The 15,414-nt window shown below is 71.1% G+C and carries 13 protein-coding genes; 6 read left to right on the plus strand and 7 right to left on the minus strand.

The window, feature by feature from the left end; all coding sequences use genetic code 11:
* Complete coding sequence (locus tag AB0K05_RS23250) at positions 1-936, minus strand: MBL fold metallo-hydrolase (protein ID WP_219544003.1); 936 nt, start codon at positions 934-936, stop codon at positions 1-3.
* Positions 937-966: 30 nt separating this feature from the next.
* Positions 967-1,398 (minus strand): hypothetical protein, encoded by a 432-nt coding sequence (locus AB0K05_RS23255; protein ID WP_364231536.1) that lies wholly within the window; start codon positions 1,396-1,398, stop codon positions 967-969.
* A 76-nt stretch (positions 1,399-1,474) separates the two neighbouring features.
* Between AB0K05_RS23255 and AB0K05_RS23260 the strand changes: the two genes are divergently transcribed.
* The gene (locus tag AB0K05_RS23260) at positions 1,475-2,353 is read left to right on the plus strand and encodes a hypothetical protein (protein WP_364231539.1); all 879 of its coding nucleotides are present in this window, start codon (positions 1,475-1,477) and stop codon (positions 2,351-2,353) included.
* A 132-nt stretch (positions 2,354-2,485) separates the two neighbouring features.
* Here AB0K05_RS23260 and AB0K05_RS23265 read toward each other — a convergent pair whose 3' ends face one another.
* Positions 2,486-2,923: a DUF6113 family protein gene (locus AB0K05_RS23265; protein ID WP_364231541.1), complete on the minus strand. Its 438-nt coding sequence runs from the start codon at positions 2,921-2,923 to the stop codon at positions 2,486-2,488.
* Positions 2,924-2,934: 11 nt separating this feature from the next.
* Positions 2,935-3,840, minus strand: a complete 906-nt coding sequence (gene mshB / locus AB0K05_RS23270) for an N-acetyl-1-D-myo-inositol-2-amino-2-deoxy-alpha-D-glucopyranoside deacetylase (RefSeq protein WP_364231544.1) — start codon at positions 3,838-3,840, stop codon at positions 2,935-2,937.
* 33 nt (positions 3,841-3,873) lie between these two features.
* Between mshB and AB0K05_RS23275 the strand changes: the two genes are divergently transcribed.
* The 4 genes from AB0K05_RS23275 (at position 3,874) to AB0K05_RS23290 (ending at position 8,620) form a co-directional block, all read left to right on the plus strand.
* Positions 3,874-5,940 (plus strand): prolyl oligopeptidase family serine peptidase, encoded by a 2,067-nt coding sequence (locus tag AB0K05_RS23275; RefSeq protein ID WP_364231548.1) that lies wholly within the window; start codon positions 3,874-3,876, stop codon positions 5,938-5,940.
* 91 nt (positions 5,941-6,031) lie between these two features.
* On the plus strand, positions 6,032-7,408 hold the full coding sequence (locus AB0K05_RS23280; protein WP_364231551.1) for an alpha/beta fold hydrolase: 1,377 nt from the start codon (positions 6,032-6,034) through the stop codon (positions 7,406-7,408).
* Positions 7,409-7,601: 193 nt separating this feature from the next.
* Positions 7,602-8,246, plus strand: coding sequence for a hypothetical protein (locus AB0K05_RS23285; RefSeq protein WP_364231554.1), 645 nt, complete (start codon positions 7,602-7,604; stop codon positions 8,244-8,246).
* An 80-nt stretch (positions 8,247-8,326) separates the two neighbouring features.
* Positions 8,327-8,620: a type II toxin-antitoxin system PemK/MazF family toxin gene (locus AB0K05_RS23290; protein ID WP_364231557.1), complete on the plus strand. Its 294-nt coding sequence runs from the start codon at positions 8,327-8,329 to the stop codon at positions 8,618-8,620.
* A 167-nt stretch (positions 8,621-8,787) separates the two neighbouring features.
* Here AB0K05_RS23290 and AB0K05_RS23295 read toward each other — a convergent pair whose 3' ends face one another.
* Both AB0K05_RS23295 and AB0K05_RS23300 read right to left on the minus strand, forming a co-directional pair.
* A complete protein-coding gene (locus AB0K05_RS23295) occupies positions 8,788-10,545 on the minus strand; it encodes an ABC transporter ATP-binding protein (protein ID WP_364231560.1) in 1,758 nt (585 codons plus the stop codon).
* An 803-nt stretch (positions 10,546-11,348) separates the two neighbouring features.
* Positions 11,349-13,037 carry an ABC transporter ATP-binding protein gene (locus AB0K05_RS23300; RefSeq protein WP_364231563.1) on the minus strand — a complete coding sequence of 563 codons (1,689 nt, stop codon included), beginning with the start codon at positions 13,035-13,037 and terminating at the stop codon, positions 11,349-11,351.
* 145 nt (positions 13,038-13,182) lie between these two features.
* Between AB0K05_RS23300 and AB0K05_RS23305 the strand changes: the two genes are divergently transcribed.
* Positions 13,183-13,803 carry a phosphotransferase gene (locus tag AB0K05_RS23305; protein WP_148029224.1) on the plus strand — a complete coding sequence of 207 codons (621 nt, stop codon included), beginning with the start codon at positions 13,183-13,185 and terminating at the stop codon, positions 13,801-13,803.
* Positions 13,804-13,853: 50 nt separating this feature from the next.
* On the opposite strand, the gene AB0K05_RS23310 is transcribed toward AB0K05_RS23305, so the two are convergent.
* Positions 13,854-15,353 (minus strand): ATP-binding protein, encoded by a 1,500-nt coding sequence (locus tag AB0K05_RS23310; RefSeq protein WP_364231566.1) that lies wholly within the window; start codon positions 15,351-15,353, stop codon positions 13,854-13,856.
* Positions 15,354-15,414: the final 61 nt, after the last annotated feature.

The raw sequence follows: 15,414 nt of genomic DNA on the forward strand, positions 1-15,414 counted from the left end.
TCAGGTGGCGAAGGCGCGCGACTCGCCCACGGCCAGGTCCCACAGGCACTCGCGGGGCAGGCCGTGGGCGGCCCACTCCTCGCGGATCCACTCCAGGGGCCGCAGCAGCGGCTCACCGGACAGCACGAACGTGCCCCAGTGCATGGTGGCCATCCGGTGCGCGCCCACGTCCAGGAAGGCCCGTACGGCCTGCGGCGGGTCGACGTGGGCGGGCTCCATCGCCCACGGCGGCTGGTAGGCGCCGACCGGCATCAAGGCCAGGTCCAGGCCGGGGTGACGGGCGCCGATCTGGGCGAGCCGCTCGCCGTAACCGGTGTCGCCGGCGAAGTACACCGACCCGCCGATCACCCACCCGCCCCACAGCGTCTTGCAGAAGTCGAAGAGCGTGCGCCTGCTCCAGTGGTGGGCGGGCACGAACTCGAAGCTCACGCCGCCGACGGTGGCCGACTCCCACCAGTCCAGCTCGATCACCTCGGTGAAGCCGCGATCGGTGAACCACTTCGCGAGCCCGGCAGGCACGAGCATCGGCGTCGTCCTGGGCAGCCTGCGCACGGTGGGCCAGTCCAGGTGGTCGTAGTGGTCGTGGCTGATGACCACGGCGTCGATCGGCGGCAGGTCCTCCCAGTCCAGGCCGGGCATGCTCACGCGGGCCCGCACCCCGGGGATGCGCCGTGACCACACCGGGTCGGTGAGGATCGACAGTCCGCCCGTCCGGAGCAGGTAGGTCGCGTGCCCGACCCACGTCACGGACGTCTCCCCCCGCGCGACCGGAGGCAGTTCGCCGCCCGCCACGGGGATGCGGGCGGCCTCGCTCAAGTCAGGGGGGAAGGCGGTGTGCCAGGCGATGCTGAGCACCTCCCGCAGCCCCGACGGGGTGTCGGTGAGGCGGTCACGATAGCTCTCGGGTCTCTTCGGAGCACGGATGATCTGCGTCATGGAGATCTCCTGCCCCGCGTAATGGATCAGTCACGCGTGTGGAGGCTCACCTGCGCGTCCGCGCCAGCGGGGCTGCGCCCGCCGGTAGCCGCCCTCGTCCAGACCGGCGAGCCGTTCGAAGGGGTTGTACGACGCCTGGTCGCCGCAGACGATCACCGAGACCAGCATCGCCAGCAGGTACAGCGGGAGCATGGGCAGACCGGCGCACCAGGCCCACTGGGTGGCGTGCCTGCTCTCGTGACCGATCAGGGTCTCGTCGAGTCCGTCACGTCTGGTGATCACCACATTTCCCACCGTGAACGCCCCGGCGATGGGGAAGCGGAAGCGGTAGCCGCAGGCGAGCACGAGCCCGTCCGGGCCGGATCGCCTGGTCGCGCCGCCTATCGCGGCGATGAGCAGGCCGAGTGGAGTGGTGAGATTAAGAAAATTGATGACTCGGCGGAACCGATATCGCCTGTCCATGCGTCTCAGTCTTGACCAATCTTGACAAATCGGAATAATGATCTGAGTCCTGAAATCTCCTAGAAGAGCAGGATTTATGAGATTCACCATCCTGGGCGCGCTGCTGGCTTCCGCGGCACTGGCCGGAGCCGGCGGAATCGCGATCACCCAGACATCAGCCACCGTCCCCTTACGCGTCGCCGACTCCCCAGCCGCCGCCGCGGCGGCGTTACCCGCCACCACCGCCCCCGGGGCGTACGTGGCGAAGACCGAGATCGTCGAGAGAGACGGCGTGACCTATCTGGACGTCGCCGTCACGTACGAGACCGCGGCCAAGTTCAGCGTCAGGCAGCGGGTCTGCAAGCGCAAGTCCTGCCGTACGGTGCGTGTCGGGCTCACGGTGGCCTCGGGCACGGGCGAGGCCGCCAAGCGGCTCGGCCGCGGCGACTACTGGCTGCGCGGCAAGCCGAGGATCAGGATGTGGCCGCTCCCCGGCCCCACGGTCACGATCACGGAACCCCCGGTGACGGTCACGGAAACGGTCACCGAGACGGCCACGGCGACGGTCACGTTCACCTGTCAGCCCGCGCCTCCGACGGAAACCCCCACGTTGACGCCAACAGCGACGGTCGATCCCACCGTCGATCCGACAGTGGACCCGACGGTTGATCCCACCGTCGACCCGACCGTCGACCCGACAGTGGACCCGACCGTCGATCCCACCGTCGACCCCACCGTCGACCCAACGGTCGACCCGACCCTGGATCCCACCATCTCCCCGACCGTCGACCCGACGGTGGATCCGACTATCAGCCCGACCGAGATCCCGACATGTCCGGAGCCGACCGAGATCCCGACGGAGGTTCCCACCGACCTGCCGACTGACACTCCGACCGACACCCCGACCGACACGCCGACCGATGTGCCCACGGACACCCCGCCCCCGACGGAGACCGTGACGCCACCGGCGCAGTGATCACGTTTCCCCGGCCCGGCGGCCTCCCTTCAGCCGCCGGGCCGGGAGAATCATATTGCTATATCCAGTGAATTTCATATCGCGCGCGGCGACAGATCATTCACATGCCTGTCGCGCTATTAAGCAGCGCTTTCATCGGCCCTGCTGCACTTTACCCGGCGGAGCCGAGCCCCCTTCCGGATATCCGCGCAACAGCCACGATCCCCCCGACGAGGGCAACATCAGAAATGCCGCGACCGCGGCCATCATCCCGCCGTAGAGGTACACGTGCCCCGACGCGTCCCCGGCGATCACCAGATCCCCCGCGCCCAGTCTGAGCGAGAACGCCGACGACACCAGCACCCACCCGGCCGACGTGACGGCGGCGGCCGCGCGCCCGCCCATCAGCCTGCCCGCCCCCAGGGAGACACCGAAGATCAGCACCAGCCAGAGCACCGCGGAGACGACCGGGAGGCCCGGCCACGCGCTGTGGGTGAATCCGCCCACCACGCCCATGACGACGCCCAGCACGAAGAGCATGCCGTAGGCGGCTCCCCCCAGCGCCGACTCGACCTGGCTGCGTTGCTCCATGTCGGTCGAGGTTAGTGGATGCCGGCGAACAGATCGTTCTCCCGCTCGTACGGCTCGCCGAGCCCTCCTGCCTCGACCGGAGGACCGGGCACGGCGGGCCCGCGCTCCCCGATGGCCAGCACGAAGTGCTCGACTCCCCGGATCTCCTGACCGACGTGGTTGGACAGCGCGAACCACGGCTCGGACACCGTGATCTGCGTGTGGTGCGCGCGCATGGCCGCCGCCTTGTGGCCGAGCCAGGGCCGGGCGTCGATCTCCGTGGTGACGACCCCGTCGGGGTCGCCGAACGGCATGTCGTCCACGCTCGCGACGGTGAACGGGGCGCCCGCCTCCAGCAGCGCCTCGTTGGACCGCGCCAGCACCGACCTCGGCGTGGCCGTGTGGTAGAACTTCGCGATCTGCCACGGCTCGCCCTCGCCGAAGCCCGGGTCGGCCGCCAGCTCGAACGCCCGCCTGGAGACGCGGTGGGCCTGGATGTGGTCCGGGTGACCGTAATGCCCGTTCTCGTCGTACGTGACGAGCACCTGGGGCCGCACCTCGCGGATGACCGCGACCAGCTCACCCGCCGCCTCGTCGAGGTCGGCCCGCCAGAACGCGTCGGGCCTGTCGTTGGTGGCGACCCCCATCATCCCGGAGTCGCGCCAGCGCCCTGGGCCGCCCAGGAAGCGGTGGTCCTCGACGCCGAGCGCCTCGCAGGCGGCGGCCAGCTCACCGATCCGGTGGTCGCCGAGCACGTCGTCCTCCTCGGACGCCAGGTGCGAGAGCTCCACGGGGATGATCTCCCCCTCCTCGCCCAGCGTGCAGGTGACGAGCGTGACGTGGGCGCCCTCGGCGACGTAGCGGGCCATCGTGGCGCCGGTCCCGATCGACTCGTCGTCGGGATGGGCGTGCACGAGCAGCAGCCGTCGGTCAATCATGCTCCGAGCGTAACAACTGGCAGGATTGGGCCCATGAGTGAGAGCTTCCCGCGCCTGTCGGCCAGGACCCGCCGCTTCACCCTGGGAGTGCCCAGGGGCTTCACCATCTCCCCTGACGGCGCGCGGGTGCTGTTCCTGCGCACCAAGTCGGGCACCGACCCCGTGACGTGTCTGTGGGAGCTCGACACCGAGACCCACGTGGAGCGGCTGGTCGTCGATCCGCGCTCGCTCGACTCCGGCGACGAGGACCTGCCGCCGGAGGAGCGCGCCCGGCGCGAGCGCAGCCGCGAGCAGGCCGGCGGCGTGGTGTCCTACTCGACCGACGCGGAGGCCACCACGGCGGCGTTCGCGCTGTCCGGCGGCCTCTACGTGACCGACCTGGCCGCCGCGCGCACCCGGCGGCTGGAGACGGCGGGCGCGGTCATCGACCCCCGGCTCTCCCCCGACGGCCGCCGGGTCGCCTACGTCACCGGCGGCGCCCTGCACGTCCACGACCTGTCCACCGGCGACGACCGCGTGCTCGCCACCCCCGAGTCGGAGACCGTCACGTACGGTCTGGCGGAGTTCATCGCCGCCGAGGAGATGAGCCGCATGCGCGGCCACTGGTGGTCGCCTTCCGGCGACGCCCTCCTGGTGGAGCGGGCCGACGAGGCGCCGGTCCACACCTGGCACATCGCCGACCCGGCCAACCCCGGCCGGCCCCCGGCCGTCCAGCGCTATCCCGCCGCCGGCACGCCCAACGCCGTGACCGAGCTGTTCGTGCTGGGGCTCGACGGGTCCAGGGTCGCGGTCCCGTACGAGCACGAATATCTCGCGACGGCGGCGTGGGACTCCCACGCGCTGTCGATCGTGACGCTCTCCCGCGACCAGAAGACGATGCGCCTGCTCTCGGTCGACCCGGAGACCGGGAAGTCCACCCTCGTGCGCGAGGACACCGACCCGGCCTGGGTCGACGTCGTCTCCGGCGTGCCCGCCCACCTCGACGACGGCTCGCTGGTCTGGGTGGCCGCCGCCGACGGGGGCCACCGGCTGTTCGTCGGCGACCGCCCCGTCACCCCGCCCACCCTGCAGGTGCGCGCGGTGCTCGACGTCGACCACGACAGCGTGCTGTTCAGCGCCAGCGGCGACCCGACCGAGATCCAGCTGTGGACCTGGGACGGCCACTCGCTGCTGCCGGTCTCCACCCGGTCGGGCGTGTTCACCGGCCGGATGGCGGGCGGCGTCGGCGTGCTCACCGAGCAGAACCTCGACACCGAGGGCGTCTCCACCACCGTCGTGCGCCGCGACGGCGTGGCCGTCCCGATCCCCTCCTACGCCGAGCGTCCCGGTCTCGACCTGCGCGTCTCACTCGGCCGTTCCGGCCGTCGCGAGCTGGCGACCGCCGTGGTGCTGCCCTCCTGGCACGAGCCGGGCTCGCGGCGGCTGCCGGTCCTCATGGATCCGTACGGGGGCCCGCACGCCCAGCGGGTGCTCAACAGGCGCGGCGGCTACCTGGAGAGCCAGTGGTTCGCCGAGCAGGGGTTCGCCGTGGTCGTGGTCGACGGGCGGGGCACCCCGGGGCGCGGGCCCGCGTTCGAGCGGGAGGTGCTCGGCGACCTGGCCACGCCCGCGCTGGAGGACCAGGTCGACGCTCTTCATGGGGTCGCCGAGCAGTACCCCGACGACCTCGACCTGGAGAAGGTGGCGATCCGCGGATGGTCGTTCGGCGGCTTCCTGGCGGCGCTCGCGGTGCTGCGCAGGCCCGACGTGTTCCACGCGGCGGTGGCGGGGGCGCCGGTGACCGACTGGCGGCTGTACGACACCTGCTACACCGAGCGCTACCTCGGGCATCCCGACGAGCAGCCTGAGGTGTACGACACGTCGTCGCTGTTCGGCGACGCGGCCAAGCTGGAGCGGCCGCTGCTGCTCATCCACGGGCTGGCCGACGACAACGTGGTGGCGGCCCACACGCTGCGCCTGTCGTCGGCGCTGCTGGCGGCGGGCCGGCCGCACACCGTGCTGCCCTTGTCCGGCGTCACCCACATGACGCCGCAGGAGATCGTGGCGGAGAACCTGCTGCTGCTCCAGGTCGACTTCCTGAAGAAGTCGCTGCACCTGTAGCGGGATGACAGACCACGGTCTGATTCGGCCCTCCTAGAACCAGACCGTGGTCCGATGTGGCAGGGCGAGGCGTTCGGCCATCGTGATCGGCATGCTGAAGTCAATCGCGATGGCCCTGACACTGGTGGTCTCGGGCGGCGCGCCCGCACAGGAGACGGCCCCACTCGACTGGGCCCCGTGCCCCGGCGACAAGATCGGCATGGAGTGCGCCGACCTGCGGGTGCCGGTCGACTGGTCCAAGCCCGAGGGGCGGCGGATCACGCTCAAGCTCGGCCGGCTCAAGGCCACCGGCCGGGCCGAGGGCTCCGCGCTCGTCGCCTACGGCGGCCCCGGCGCCCCCGGCATCGCCTACACCGAGCCGATCGTCGACACCTGGGCCGGGCTGCGCAAGCGGATGCACGTCGTGGTGTGGGACACCCGCGGTTACGGCGAGCAGTTCCGCGGCCGGAGCACGGGCCTGCCGTGCGTCTGGACCCGCGTCCCCATCCCTGCCGCGCCGCGCGACGACGCCGAGTGGGGGCGCCTGTCCGACACCAACCGCGGTCTCGCCGAGGCGTGCCGCCACAAGGACCCCGAGCTGTTCGCCAACATGAGCTCCGCCGACCACGCCCGTGACATGGAGGCGATCAGGAAGGCGCTCGGCGACGGCGGGCTCAACTACTACGGCGCCTCCTACGCCGGCTTCTACGGCCAGGCCTACGCCCGCCTCTTCCCCGGCCAGGTCCGCACCATGGTCCTCGACGGCACGTGGAACCACAGCCCGGCCGACTGGGGCAAGGAGGTGGAGGCGATGGCCAGGAGCAACGAGCGGTCGCTGACCCGTTTCTTCGACTGGTGCGCCACCGGCGGCTGCCGCGACGTCCCCCGCAAGTGGCGCTCATTGGTCGCCGGGGCCGACCGCGAGCCGGTCCGCGCCGCCGACGGCGTCGCCTACACGGGCCGCGATCTGCGCTCGTTCGCCGTCTCCTCGGCTCGCCAGGGCCGCGCCGCCTGGCCGGGCCTGGCCGCGGCGATCCGCAAGGCCCACGGCGGCGACGCCTCGGCCTTCCTCCCCGCCCGCGGCGCCCGCTACCCCGACCAGGCCACCGGGGTCACAGAGTGCACCGACTGGCCGCGCCCCACGAGCCGGTCCGCCCTCGACGCCATGACCGCCCGCCTGCGCAAGGCCGCCCCCAACGCGGGCGCCGCCAACACCATGGCCACCGCGGGCCTGGCCTGCGTCGGCTGGCCCGTCCCCGTCACCAACCCGCCCGCCCCACTGCCCAAGACCCTCCCACCCCTCCTGGGCGCCGGCGCCTGGGGCGAGTCCGACGCGGTCACCCGAGCCATGAGCACGGTCCCGGGCAGCGTCACCATCACCCACGACGGCCCCGGCCACACCCTCTACACCTCCAACCCCTGCGCCCGCACCCACATCGACCGCTACCTCACCGACAAGACCCTGCCCCCTACCCCGGCGAAGTGCTGACGGCGGGCCCATGGGCGCAGCCGTCAACCGCGGCTCACCGCCAGACGGCGGATCGAGACCTGGGGCCTTGACTCTGACCAACGGCCGACTTCTATCCACAGGATCCGGCATGCTCATAATCGAACAAGATTTCAATAGCAGGCCGAACGAGGAGGCACGGACTGTGACGTGGCCAGTGCCTACACTGGGAATCGTGTCGGTTCCTTCGCCTCTCCGCGGCCCCGCGGCGGCCATCGCCTATCTCCTGGCGACCGCACGGACCAACGGCATGCGCGTCAACCGCACCAAGCTGGCCAAGCTTCTCTACCTGGCCGACCTCCGTGCCGTCGAGCGTGGCCTCCCTCCGGGCTCTGGTGTGGAGTGGCGCTGGCGTCACCACGGCCCCCACAGTCTTCGTCTCGGCGAAGTGGAGCGCGATCTGCGCGAGGCGGGCGTCATCCTGGTGGAAGAGAGCGCCGACCCGTTCGGCGGCAACCGTGAGAGCGTCGTTCACCTGGTGGACGCACCGCAGCTGGCCATCGACGCGGAGTTCGCCCGGATGGTCGACGGCGTGCTGTCCGACTACGGGCGATGGTCCGCAGGTCAACTCCGCGACCTCACCTACCAGACGCCTCCCATGCAGGAGGCCGTCCAGCAGCACAGACGCGAAGCGCGCCTCGATCTGGCCGGCGGACCGCCACTACCCGATCTGGGATCGGGCCTGGCTCGCCTGCGCCAGTGGGCCAAGGACCATCCCCTCCCCGGCGACGAACCCGGCGGCGTCGAGGACCTCCTCGAAGAGAGCCAGGATCTCGCCGAACCCCGCGCGGAGGCGACCCGGCACCTACTGAAGGAATAGTGCCGGCTCCCTACGTGGCCGGAGGCGTCTACCTCGTCAGCGATAAGACTCTCCGTCTCATCCCTGAGGAAGAGCGGGTTGTGCACGACGAACGCCGTCCCGTGGTCGTGGTCACCGGCGGGCAGTCCAACGGCGACCCCGACTGGCCGTTCGTCCTCGTCTGTCCTGTTTCGAGCTCGACTTCGCGGCGGACCCGATTCGACGTGCAGCTTGCCAGGGGCCAGGGCGGCGTGATCAAGAAGTGCTGGATCCGGGTTCCCGCGGTGCAGCCTCTCATGAAGTCCGTGCCGGAAGATCGGACCGGCACTTTGGACGAGGACGTGCTGACGCAGATACAGGGACGGCTGGCCCAGTATCTCGGCCTGCTCGGCTGACCTTCCGGCGGTCAACAAGCAGTTCTCCATGGCCAAGGCGGGCTGAGCGGACCGTCAGGCACGCTCAGTCCGAGGGGGTTCTCCGAAGGGTTCTTCGTTCATGCCGGACAAAACGAGATGAACTGAACACCCTCGACCGAAGCACCACCTCGGACCTCAGCACCGGCTCAGACCGGAGCGCGGTCCGAGGTGCCGTGCCAGCTTTGCCAGAGAGCGGCGTAGGAGCCGCCTTCCGCCACCAGCTCGTCATGGGAGCCCAGTTCGATGATCCGTCCGTCCTCCACCACCGCCACCCGGTCCGCGTCATGAGCCGTGTAGAGCCGGTGGGCGATGGCGATGACCGTGCGCCCGTCCAGCACCGCCGCCAGCGAGCGCTCCAGGTTCCTGGCGGCCCGCGGGTCGATCAGCGACGTGGCCTCGTCCAGCACCAGCGTGTGCGGGTCGGCGAGCACGAGCCTGGCCAGCGCGAGCTGCTGCGAGTGCGCGGGCGAGATCGCCAGACCGCCGGAGCCGACCTCCGTGTCCAGCCCGTCCGGCAGGCCGAGCACCCAGTCCAGGGCGTCCACGGCCGCGAGCGCCTCACGCACCGACTCCTCGTCGGCGCCGGGCCTGGCGATCACGAGGTTGTCCCGCAGCGTGCCCTTGAACACGTGGTGCTCCTGGGTGACCAAGGCGACGTGCCCGCGCAGCTCGTCCAGCGGCAGGTCCACCAAGGGCACGCCGCCGACCGAGACGGTCCCGGCGCCGGGGCCGTGGATGCCGGCCAGCAGCCTGCCGAGCGTCGACTTCCCCGCGCCCGACGGCCCCACCATGGCCAGCCGCTCGCCGGGCCGCACGGTCAGCGACACGTCGTGCAGCACGTCCCGCCCTTCCCGGTAGGCGTACCTCACCTGGTCGGCGCTCAGCAGCTCACCGGCGGGCCGGGCGCCGGAGGGCTCGCGGTCGTCGGGCACGTTCGCGACCCCGAGCAGCCGTGCCATGGCCGCCCCGCCCACCTGGAGTTCGTCGATCCACATGAGAAACCGGTCGAGGGGGTCGACGAGCTGCTGTGCGTAGAGCGCGGCGGAGGTGACCTGCGCCAGCGTCACCCACTCGGCGCTGTAGAGGAACCCGCCGACGAGCAGCGTCGCCACGAGCGGCACCACATAGCCCAGCTCCACCGACGGAAACCAGACGGTGCGCAGCCCGAGCGTGTAGCGTTCGGCGGCGAACGAACCGGCGATGTCGCGGTCGGCCCGCTCACGCCGCCGCCTCTCCAGGCCGAGCGCCTCCACGGCCCTGGCGCCCTCGACGGTCTCGGCCAGCCCTTCGGTCATCTCCGCGTACGCGGCGTTCTCGCGAAGATAGCCGTCCCTGGCCCGCCGGAGATACCAGCGGGTGGAGAAGAACAGCAGCGGCGCGGCCAGCAGCATCGGCAGCATGAGCAGCGGGCTGACCAGAACGATCGCGCCCATGGTGATGACGAACGTGACGACCGCGATCAGGGTTTCCGGCACCGCGTGCCGCACCGTCCTCGACAGCGAGTCGACGTCGCGCGACGTGCGGGTGAGCAGGTCGCCGGAGCCGGCCCGTTCCACCGTCGACAGCGGCAGGGCCAGCACCCTTTCGACGAACTCCTCGCGCAGCTCCGCCAGCACCTTCTCGCCCAGCCGGGCCGAGGCCAGCACCGCATACCTGACCAGCACGCCCTGCAGCAGCAGGAACCCCGCGACCCCGGCTGCGAACAGCACCACGTTCACCGCGACGCCTCGCTCGACGTCCTCGACCAGCATGCCGAGCTGCCACGGCACCACCAGCCCGGCGACGGCGGCGAGCGCGTGCAGGGCGAGGGCGGTGGCGAGCCGCCGCGGATACTTCAACGTCAACCGCCGCGCGTAGGCGCGCACCTGCTTCCGATCGGCGACCGGAAGAATCTCGCGGGCCATCCCCGTCACCCCTCCCCTCTCAGCTCGACATCCACTTCTCGTCCCACTCCCTGCCGGCCCCCACCCGATCCCTCGGACTCCCGGCCAGCCCCTCCACCCGATCCCTCAGACTCCCGGCCCGGCCTTCGTCCTAACCCACCCCATCCGGCCTCCGCCGAGGCCGAGGCCGGCCCCTGCCCTCACCCCGAGCCGCCCCGTCCCGGCTCCGCAGCCACCCTCCAGCCGTTCACCCAGAGTCACCTCGTCCCGCCTTCGCAGTCACCGCGCCCGCCGCTCACGCGAGCCGACCCGCCCCGTCTTCGCCGCTCTCCCGTTCACCCGGAGCCGCCCCGTCCCATCTCCGCACTCACCGCTCCCCTGTCCACGCGAGCCGACCCGCCTCGCCTCCGCCGCCACCGCTCCGGCCGTTTCACCCGGAGCCCACCCCGTCCTATCTCCGCACTCACCGCTCCCCCGTTCACCCGGAGCCACCCCGTCCCGCCTCCGCAGTCACCGCTCCCGCCGTTCACGCGGGGCCGACCCGCCCTGCCTCCGCCGTCACCGCTCCGGCCGTTTCACCCGGAGCCCACCCCGTCCTATCTCCGCACTTACCGCTCCCCCGTTCACCCGGAGCCGCCCTACCCTGTCTCCGCTCTGCGTCGGGCTCCTCCTGCGGACGCCTAGCCTCCCGACGTGCGACCCTTCGTCTCCCGGGGGCCGTGCCGTCCGCGTAGCCCGTGGTCGGGGGCCGTTTCTCCTCTTCGCCGCTGATCCCTTCAGGATCACCTTTGGAGGTCCGAAACTCCGAAGGGTGCGGGATCTCGTCAGGTCTCCCCTCTTGTGACCGTGGCCGCGTATGCCGGGCAGGTGGTCAGGAGGTCGCGGTGGGTGCCCTCCGCCTGAACCCGGCCGTCCTCGACGTAGATCACGTGATCGACCCGGCCCAGCACCAGCGGGCTGGTCGTGCAGACCAGCGTGGCGCGGCCACGTCGCGCGGCCGCCAGCCGGCCGGCGATGCGCGCCTCGGTGTGGGCGTCGACGGCGCTGGTCGGCTCGACGAGGATGAGCACCTCGGGGTCCGCCAGCAGCGCCCGGGCGAGCCGGAGCCGCTGCTGCTGGCCGCCGGAGAACTCCCGCCCCGCCTCAGCCACCTGCGCGTCGAGCCCGTCGGGCAGCGCCTCGACGATGTCCTCCGCGCACGCCGCGTGCATGGCCCGGCTGATCAGCTCGGGGGTCGCGGTGCCGCGCACGTCCAGCTCGTCCCGGAGTGTCCCGGTGAACAGGCGGGCGCCGTTGTCCGCGACCAGGATGCGCGCCCGGACCTCCTCCACCGGCAGCGACGCCAGGTCGGCGGAGCCGAACGTGACGTCGCCGTCGGAGTAGTGGCCCAGCCGGTCGGCGATGGAGATGGCGTCCTCCGGCCGGGCCGCGGCGAGCGCGGTGAGAGACCCGGGCTGCAGGGTGACACCACTGTGGCTGTCGCGCAGCACGCCGCCCGCGGTGCTGCCCGTGCCGCCGGTCACCTCCGGCTCGATCGACAGGATCCGCACCACCCGGCGGGCGGCGACGTGTCCCTTGGTGAGCCGGTCGGCCGCCTCGGTGATCGTGCGCATCGGCGCGACCAGGAAGACCGCGTACGCGTAGAAGGTGACGAGCTGGCCGACGGTGATCCGGTCGTCGACGGCGAAGGCCGCGCCGACGCTGGTCACGAGCGCGATGAGCAGGCCGGGCAGCACGATCTGGGCGCCTTCGAGCAGCGACTCCACCCGGGCGACGCCGACGCCCGCGTGGCGGGCCCGCTGCGACTCCTCCCGGTAGCGCTCCGCGAACACCTGCTCGCCGCCGATGCCGCGAAGCACCCGCAGCCCGGCGACGATGTCGGCGGACCTGGTGGCCAGGTCGCCGGTCAGGTCGCGCTGCCGTTTCTGCCTGCGGTGCAGGGGCCGCAGCAGCGGCCCGACGGCCGCCGTCATCACGGGCACGCCGATCAGCACCATGAGCCCGAGTACGGGCGAGGTCGAGATGAGGATCACGGTGACCGCGACGATCGCCACGACGGACCCGGTGCCGCGCAGCAGGATGTCCATGGAGCTGCCGATGTGCGCGATGTCGGAGTTGCCGACGCTGACCACCTCGCCGGTCGACAGGCGCTTCGACAGGGTGGCGCCAAGCCTGGCCGCCTGCCGGGTGGTGAGCTGGACCGTGCGGTAGGCGGCCGACAGCCAGTTGTAGACGGCGAACCGGTGCCGCATGATCCCGGTGAACGCCTGCACCAGCCCCAGCCCGAGCAAAATGCCCGACCAGGCGAGCAGCGCGCCGGTGTCCTTCAGCCTGAGCGCGTCGATGCCCATGCCGAGCGCGGCCGGCACCAGCGCCTGCGCCAGCCACCAGGTGGTGGCGAAGGCGATGCCGGCCAGGAGGGCGCGGCTCTGCCGCCGCGCGTTCCACCACAGATAGCGGAACGGGCTGCGGATGTCGGGCAGGCCGGGGTCGGCGTCAGGAAGGGAGCGCATAGCCAGTCAACAGTGGCAAAGTCCCTGGTTGATCGGCAATTGATTTATCCCGCAGCGTGTCGATCACCCGACGTTTCGTACAAGATGGGTCAGTCTGGGCGTGCCCCCTCACACCGACCTCAGGAGTACGCCACAATCGTCTCTCGTGGAGCACGGGTACACCAACAGCACGGTCGGAGACGGCGCTCTCGTCGTCAAGTGCTACCAGGGGCCCGACGCCGCCGTCCGGCTCCGGACGGAGGCGCGGTTCCTGCGGCGGCTGCGCAGACGGATGCCGGTGCCGAAGCTGCACGCGGTGACCGACACGAGCGTGAGCATGCACTACATCCCGGGCGTCCACGGTCAGGACCTGCTCGACGAGGGTCACCCTGTCGAGGTGCTCGCAGAGTGCGGCCGCGCGCTGTCCCGGCTGCACCGGATGGGGTTCGTGCACGGCGACTACGGGCCGCAGAACATGCTGTTCGACCCGGAGACGTTCAAGGCGGTGGCGATCCTCGACTGGGAGTGGGCGCATCCCGGCCGGCCGGTGGAGGATCTGGCGTGGTGCGAGTGGATCGTGCGCGCCCACCATCCGGAGCACGTTCCCCACCTGCGTCACTTCTTCGAGGCGTACGGGGGGCCGGTGCCGTCGTGGGAGGAGCGTCACGCGGCGATGCTCAACCGCTGCCGCAACCTGCTGGACTTCGCCGCGCGGTGGGAGCCGGGCGGCGAGGGCGAGAAACTGTGGCGTCAGCGGATCGACGACACCGCCGACTGGGTCGCCTGACCGTTCCGGCCTCACCGGCCGCGGCAGCCGTCCGGCCCGGCCCGGCTCATTCAGCCTTCCCTGGGCGTGACCACCGGCTCGCGAATCCCGAAGAGCGTTTCCAGGTCGGCGAGGAGCACGTCGCCCCGGGCCCGGGCCGCCTCGATGAGATCCCGGTGGAATCCCGTCAGCGAGAAGATCGCGAGCGTGGCGGCCGAGGTGTCGTGACCGTGCTGTGAGAGCAGCCCCGCGAGCATGTCCAGCCGGTCGAGGTCGGCCATGCCCCTCCTGGTGATCGTCGCCTTCGCCTCGCCGACGAGGCCGACGACCGCTCGCCCGCCTAGCTTGTCCAGCGCGATGACGTCGATCTCGTGCCTGGCCCGGCCCTTCCCGTCGTTGACCACGGTCGAGGTGATCTGACCTGCGGCGCCACGCAGCGCGGTGGCCGTCTGACCCCGCAGCCACCCCCTGGCGCACTCCTCGAAGTGCGGGCCGAGGATCCGGGAGTCGAAGGCGGGTCGCGCCCTGCGCCAGGCCTCCGCTCCCTGCCCGGTCTCCACCAGGTCGCGCTGCGGCACGGTGATCAGGTTGTGGAACCGTACGATGGGGTCGACCACGCTGATCACCGGACGGCGCTCCCACAACGGATCGCTGTCGTACCGCAGGTAACCAGCGGTGACCAGCGCCTCGATGGGGCGAGTCAGCGACGTGCGCGACAGTTCAAGCAAGCCGCCGATCTTGCTGGGACTCGTCGCTCCACCGGCTACCGCGTTGATGATCGCGTAGTGCAGGGAACTGCCGGTGAAGCGGGGGTCCTCGCGGAGCAGATACTCGCTCTCGCTCTCCGAGAACAGCGCCTGGCTGGAGTCTAGAGCCGTGGCCGCGACCCAGTCGTCCACCTCCGCAAGAGACTGCGGCGGTGGCACGTTGGCCAGGTTGCGGTAACCCGGGGAGCCGCCGTAGACGGAGTGCACCCGCAGGGCCGCGTGCGGATCACCGATGCCCCAGTGGCGAGCCATGGTGGACAGGTTGAACGGATGCAGCCGCAGGTCGACGGCGGCGCGACCGCGGAGCGCCTTGGTGCCGGACAAGAGTTCGTTCATCACCGAGAGCGCCGAACCGCACACGATCACCCGGCCGCCCTCCGGCCCCTCCCCCGCCTGCGACCGGTCATCGAGCAGTCGCAGCAGGCCGGGCAGTTCAGGAGAGTGTGCCATCCAGTACGGCAACTCGTCGATCACCAGCAACCCGCCCCGGCCCGCTGTCAACTCGATGGCCGTGGTCAGGAGGGTCTCCCAATCGGCGTCCGCCATGAGCCTGGGGTCGATGCCCGCGTACCGCGCGATCTCCGTCGCGAACCGCCGCCTGGCGAGGACCACGCCCTCTTCCACGACCGCCGTGACGTAGAGACCATGCGCGGTTTCGGCCAGGGCGCGCAGCAGATAGCTCTTCCCCACCCGCCGCCTGCCGGACACCACGGCCAGCCGCAGCCGGCGATCCGGGTGCTCAAGAAAGCTGGTCAACGCCGACCATTCCATCTCGCGGGCCAGTACCCGCTGGGGCTTCTGCATCGTGTGCCACCTCAGTTGTACGCTCTGTAACATACTAATTAAGTCACGCGGCCTCATCGGC

The sequence above is a fragment of the Nonomuraea sp. NPDC049486 genome, assembly GCF_040676925.1.
Taxonomy (GTDB): Bacteria; Actinomycetota; Actinomycetes; order Streptosporangiales; family Streptosporangiaceae; genus Nonomuraea; species Nonomuraea ferruginea.

Coding starts and splice junctions, on each gene's coding strand:
- AB0K05_RS23250 (WP_219544003.1), bottom strand. CDS start 936: ATGACGCAGATCATCCGTGCTCCGAAGAGACCCGAGAGCTATCGTGAC.
- AB0K05_RS23255 (WP_364231536.1), bottom strand. CDS start 1,398: ATGGACAGGCGATATCGGTTCCGCCGAGTCATCAATTTTCTTAATCTC.
- AB0K05_RS23260 (WP_364231539.1), top strand. CDS start 1,475: ATGAGATTCACCATCCTGGGCGCGCTGCTGGCTTCCGCGGCACTGGCC.
- AB0K05_RS23265 (WP_364231541.1), bottom strand. CDS start 2,923: ATGGAGCAACGCAGCCAGGTCGAGTCGGCGCTGGGGGGAGCCGCCTAC.
- mshB (WP_364231544.1), bottom strand. CDS start 3,840: ATGATTGACCGACGGCTGCTGCTCGTGCACGCCCATCCCGACGACGAG.
- AB0K05_RS23275 (WP_364231548.1), top strand. CDS start 3,874: ATGAGTGAGAGCTTCCCGCGCCTGTCGGCCAGGACCCGCCGCTTCACC.
- AB0K05_RS23280 (WP_364231551.1), top strand. CDS start 6,032: ATGCTGAAGTCAATCGCGATGGCCCTGACACTGGTGGTCTCGGGCGGC.
- AB0K05_RS23295 (WP_364231560.1), bottom strand. CDS start 10,545: ATGGCCCGCGAGATTCTTCCGGTCGCCGATCGGAAGCAGGTGCGCGCC.
- AB0K05_RS23300 (WP_364231563.1), bottom strand. CDS start 13,037: ATGCGCTCCCTTCCTGACGCCGACCCCGGCCTGCCCGACATCCGCAGC.
- AB0K05_RS23310 (WP_364231566.1), bottom strand. CDS start 15,353: ATGCAGAAGCCCCAGCGGGTACTGGCCCGCGAGATGGAATGGTCGGCG.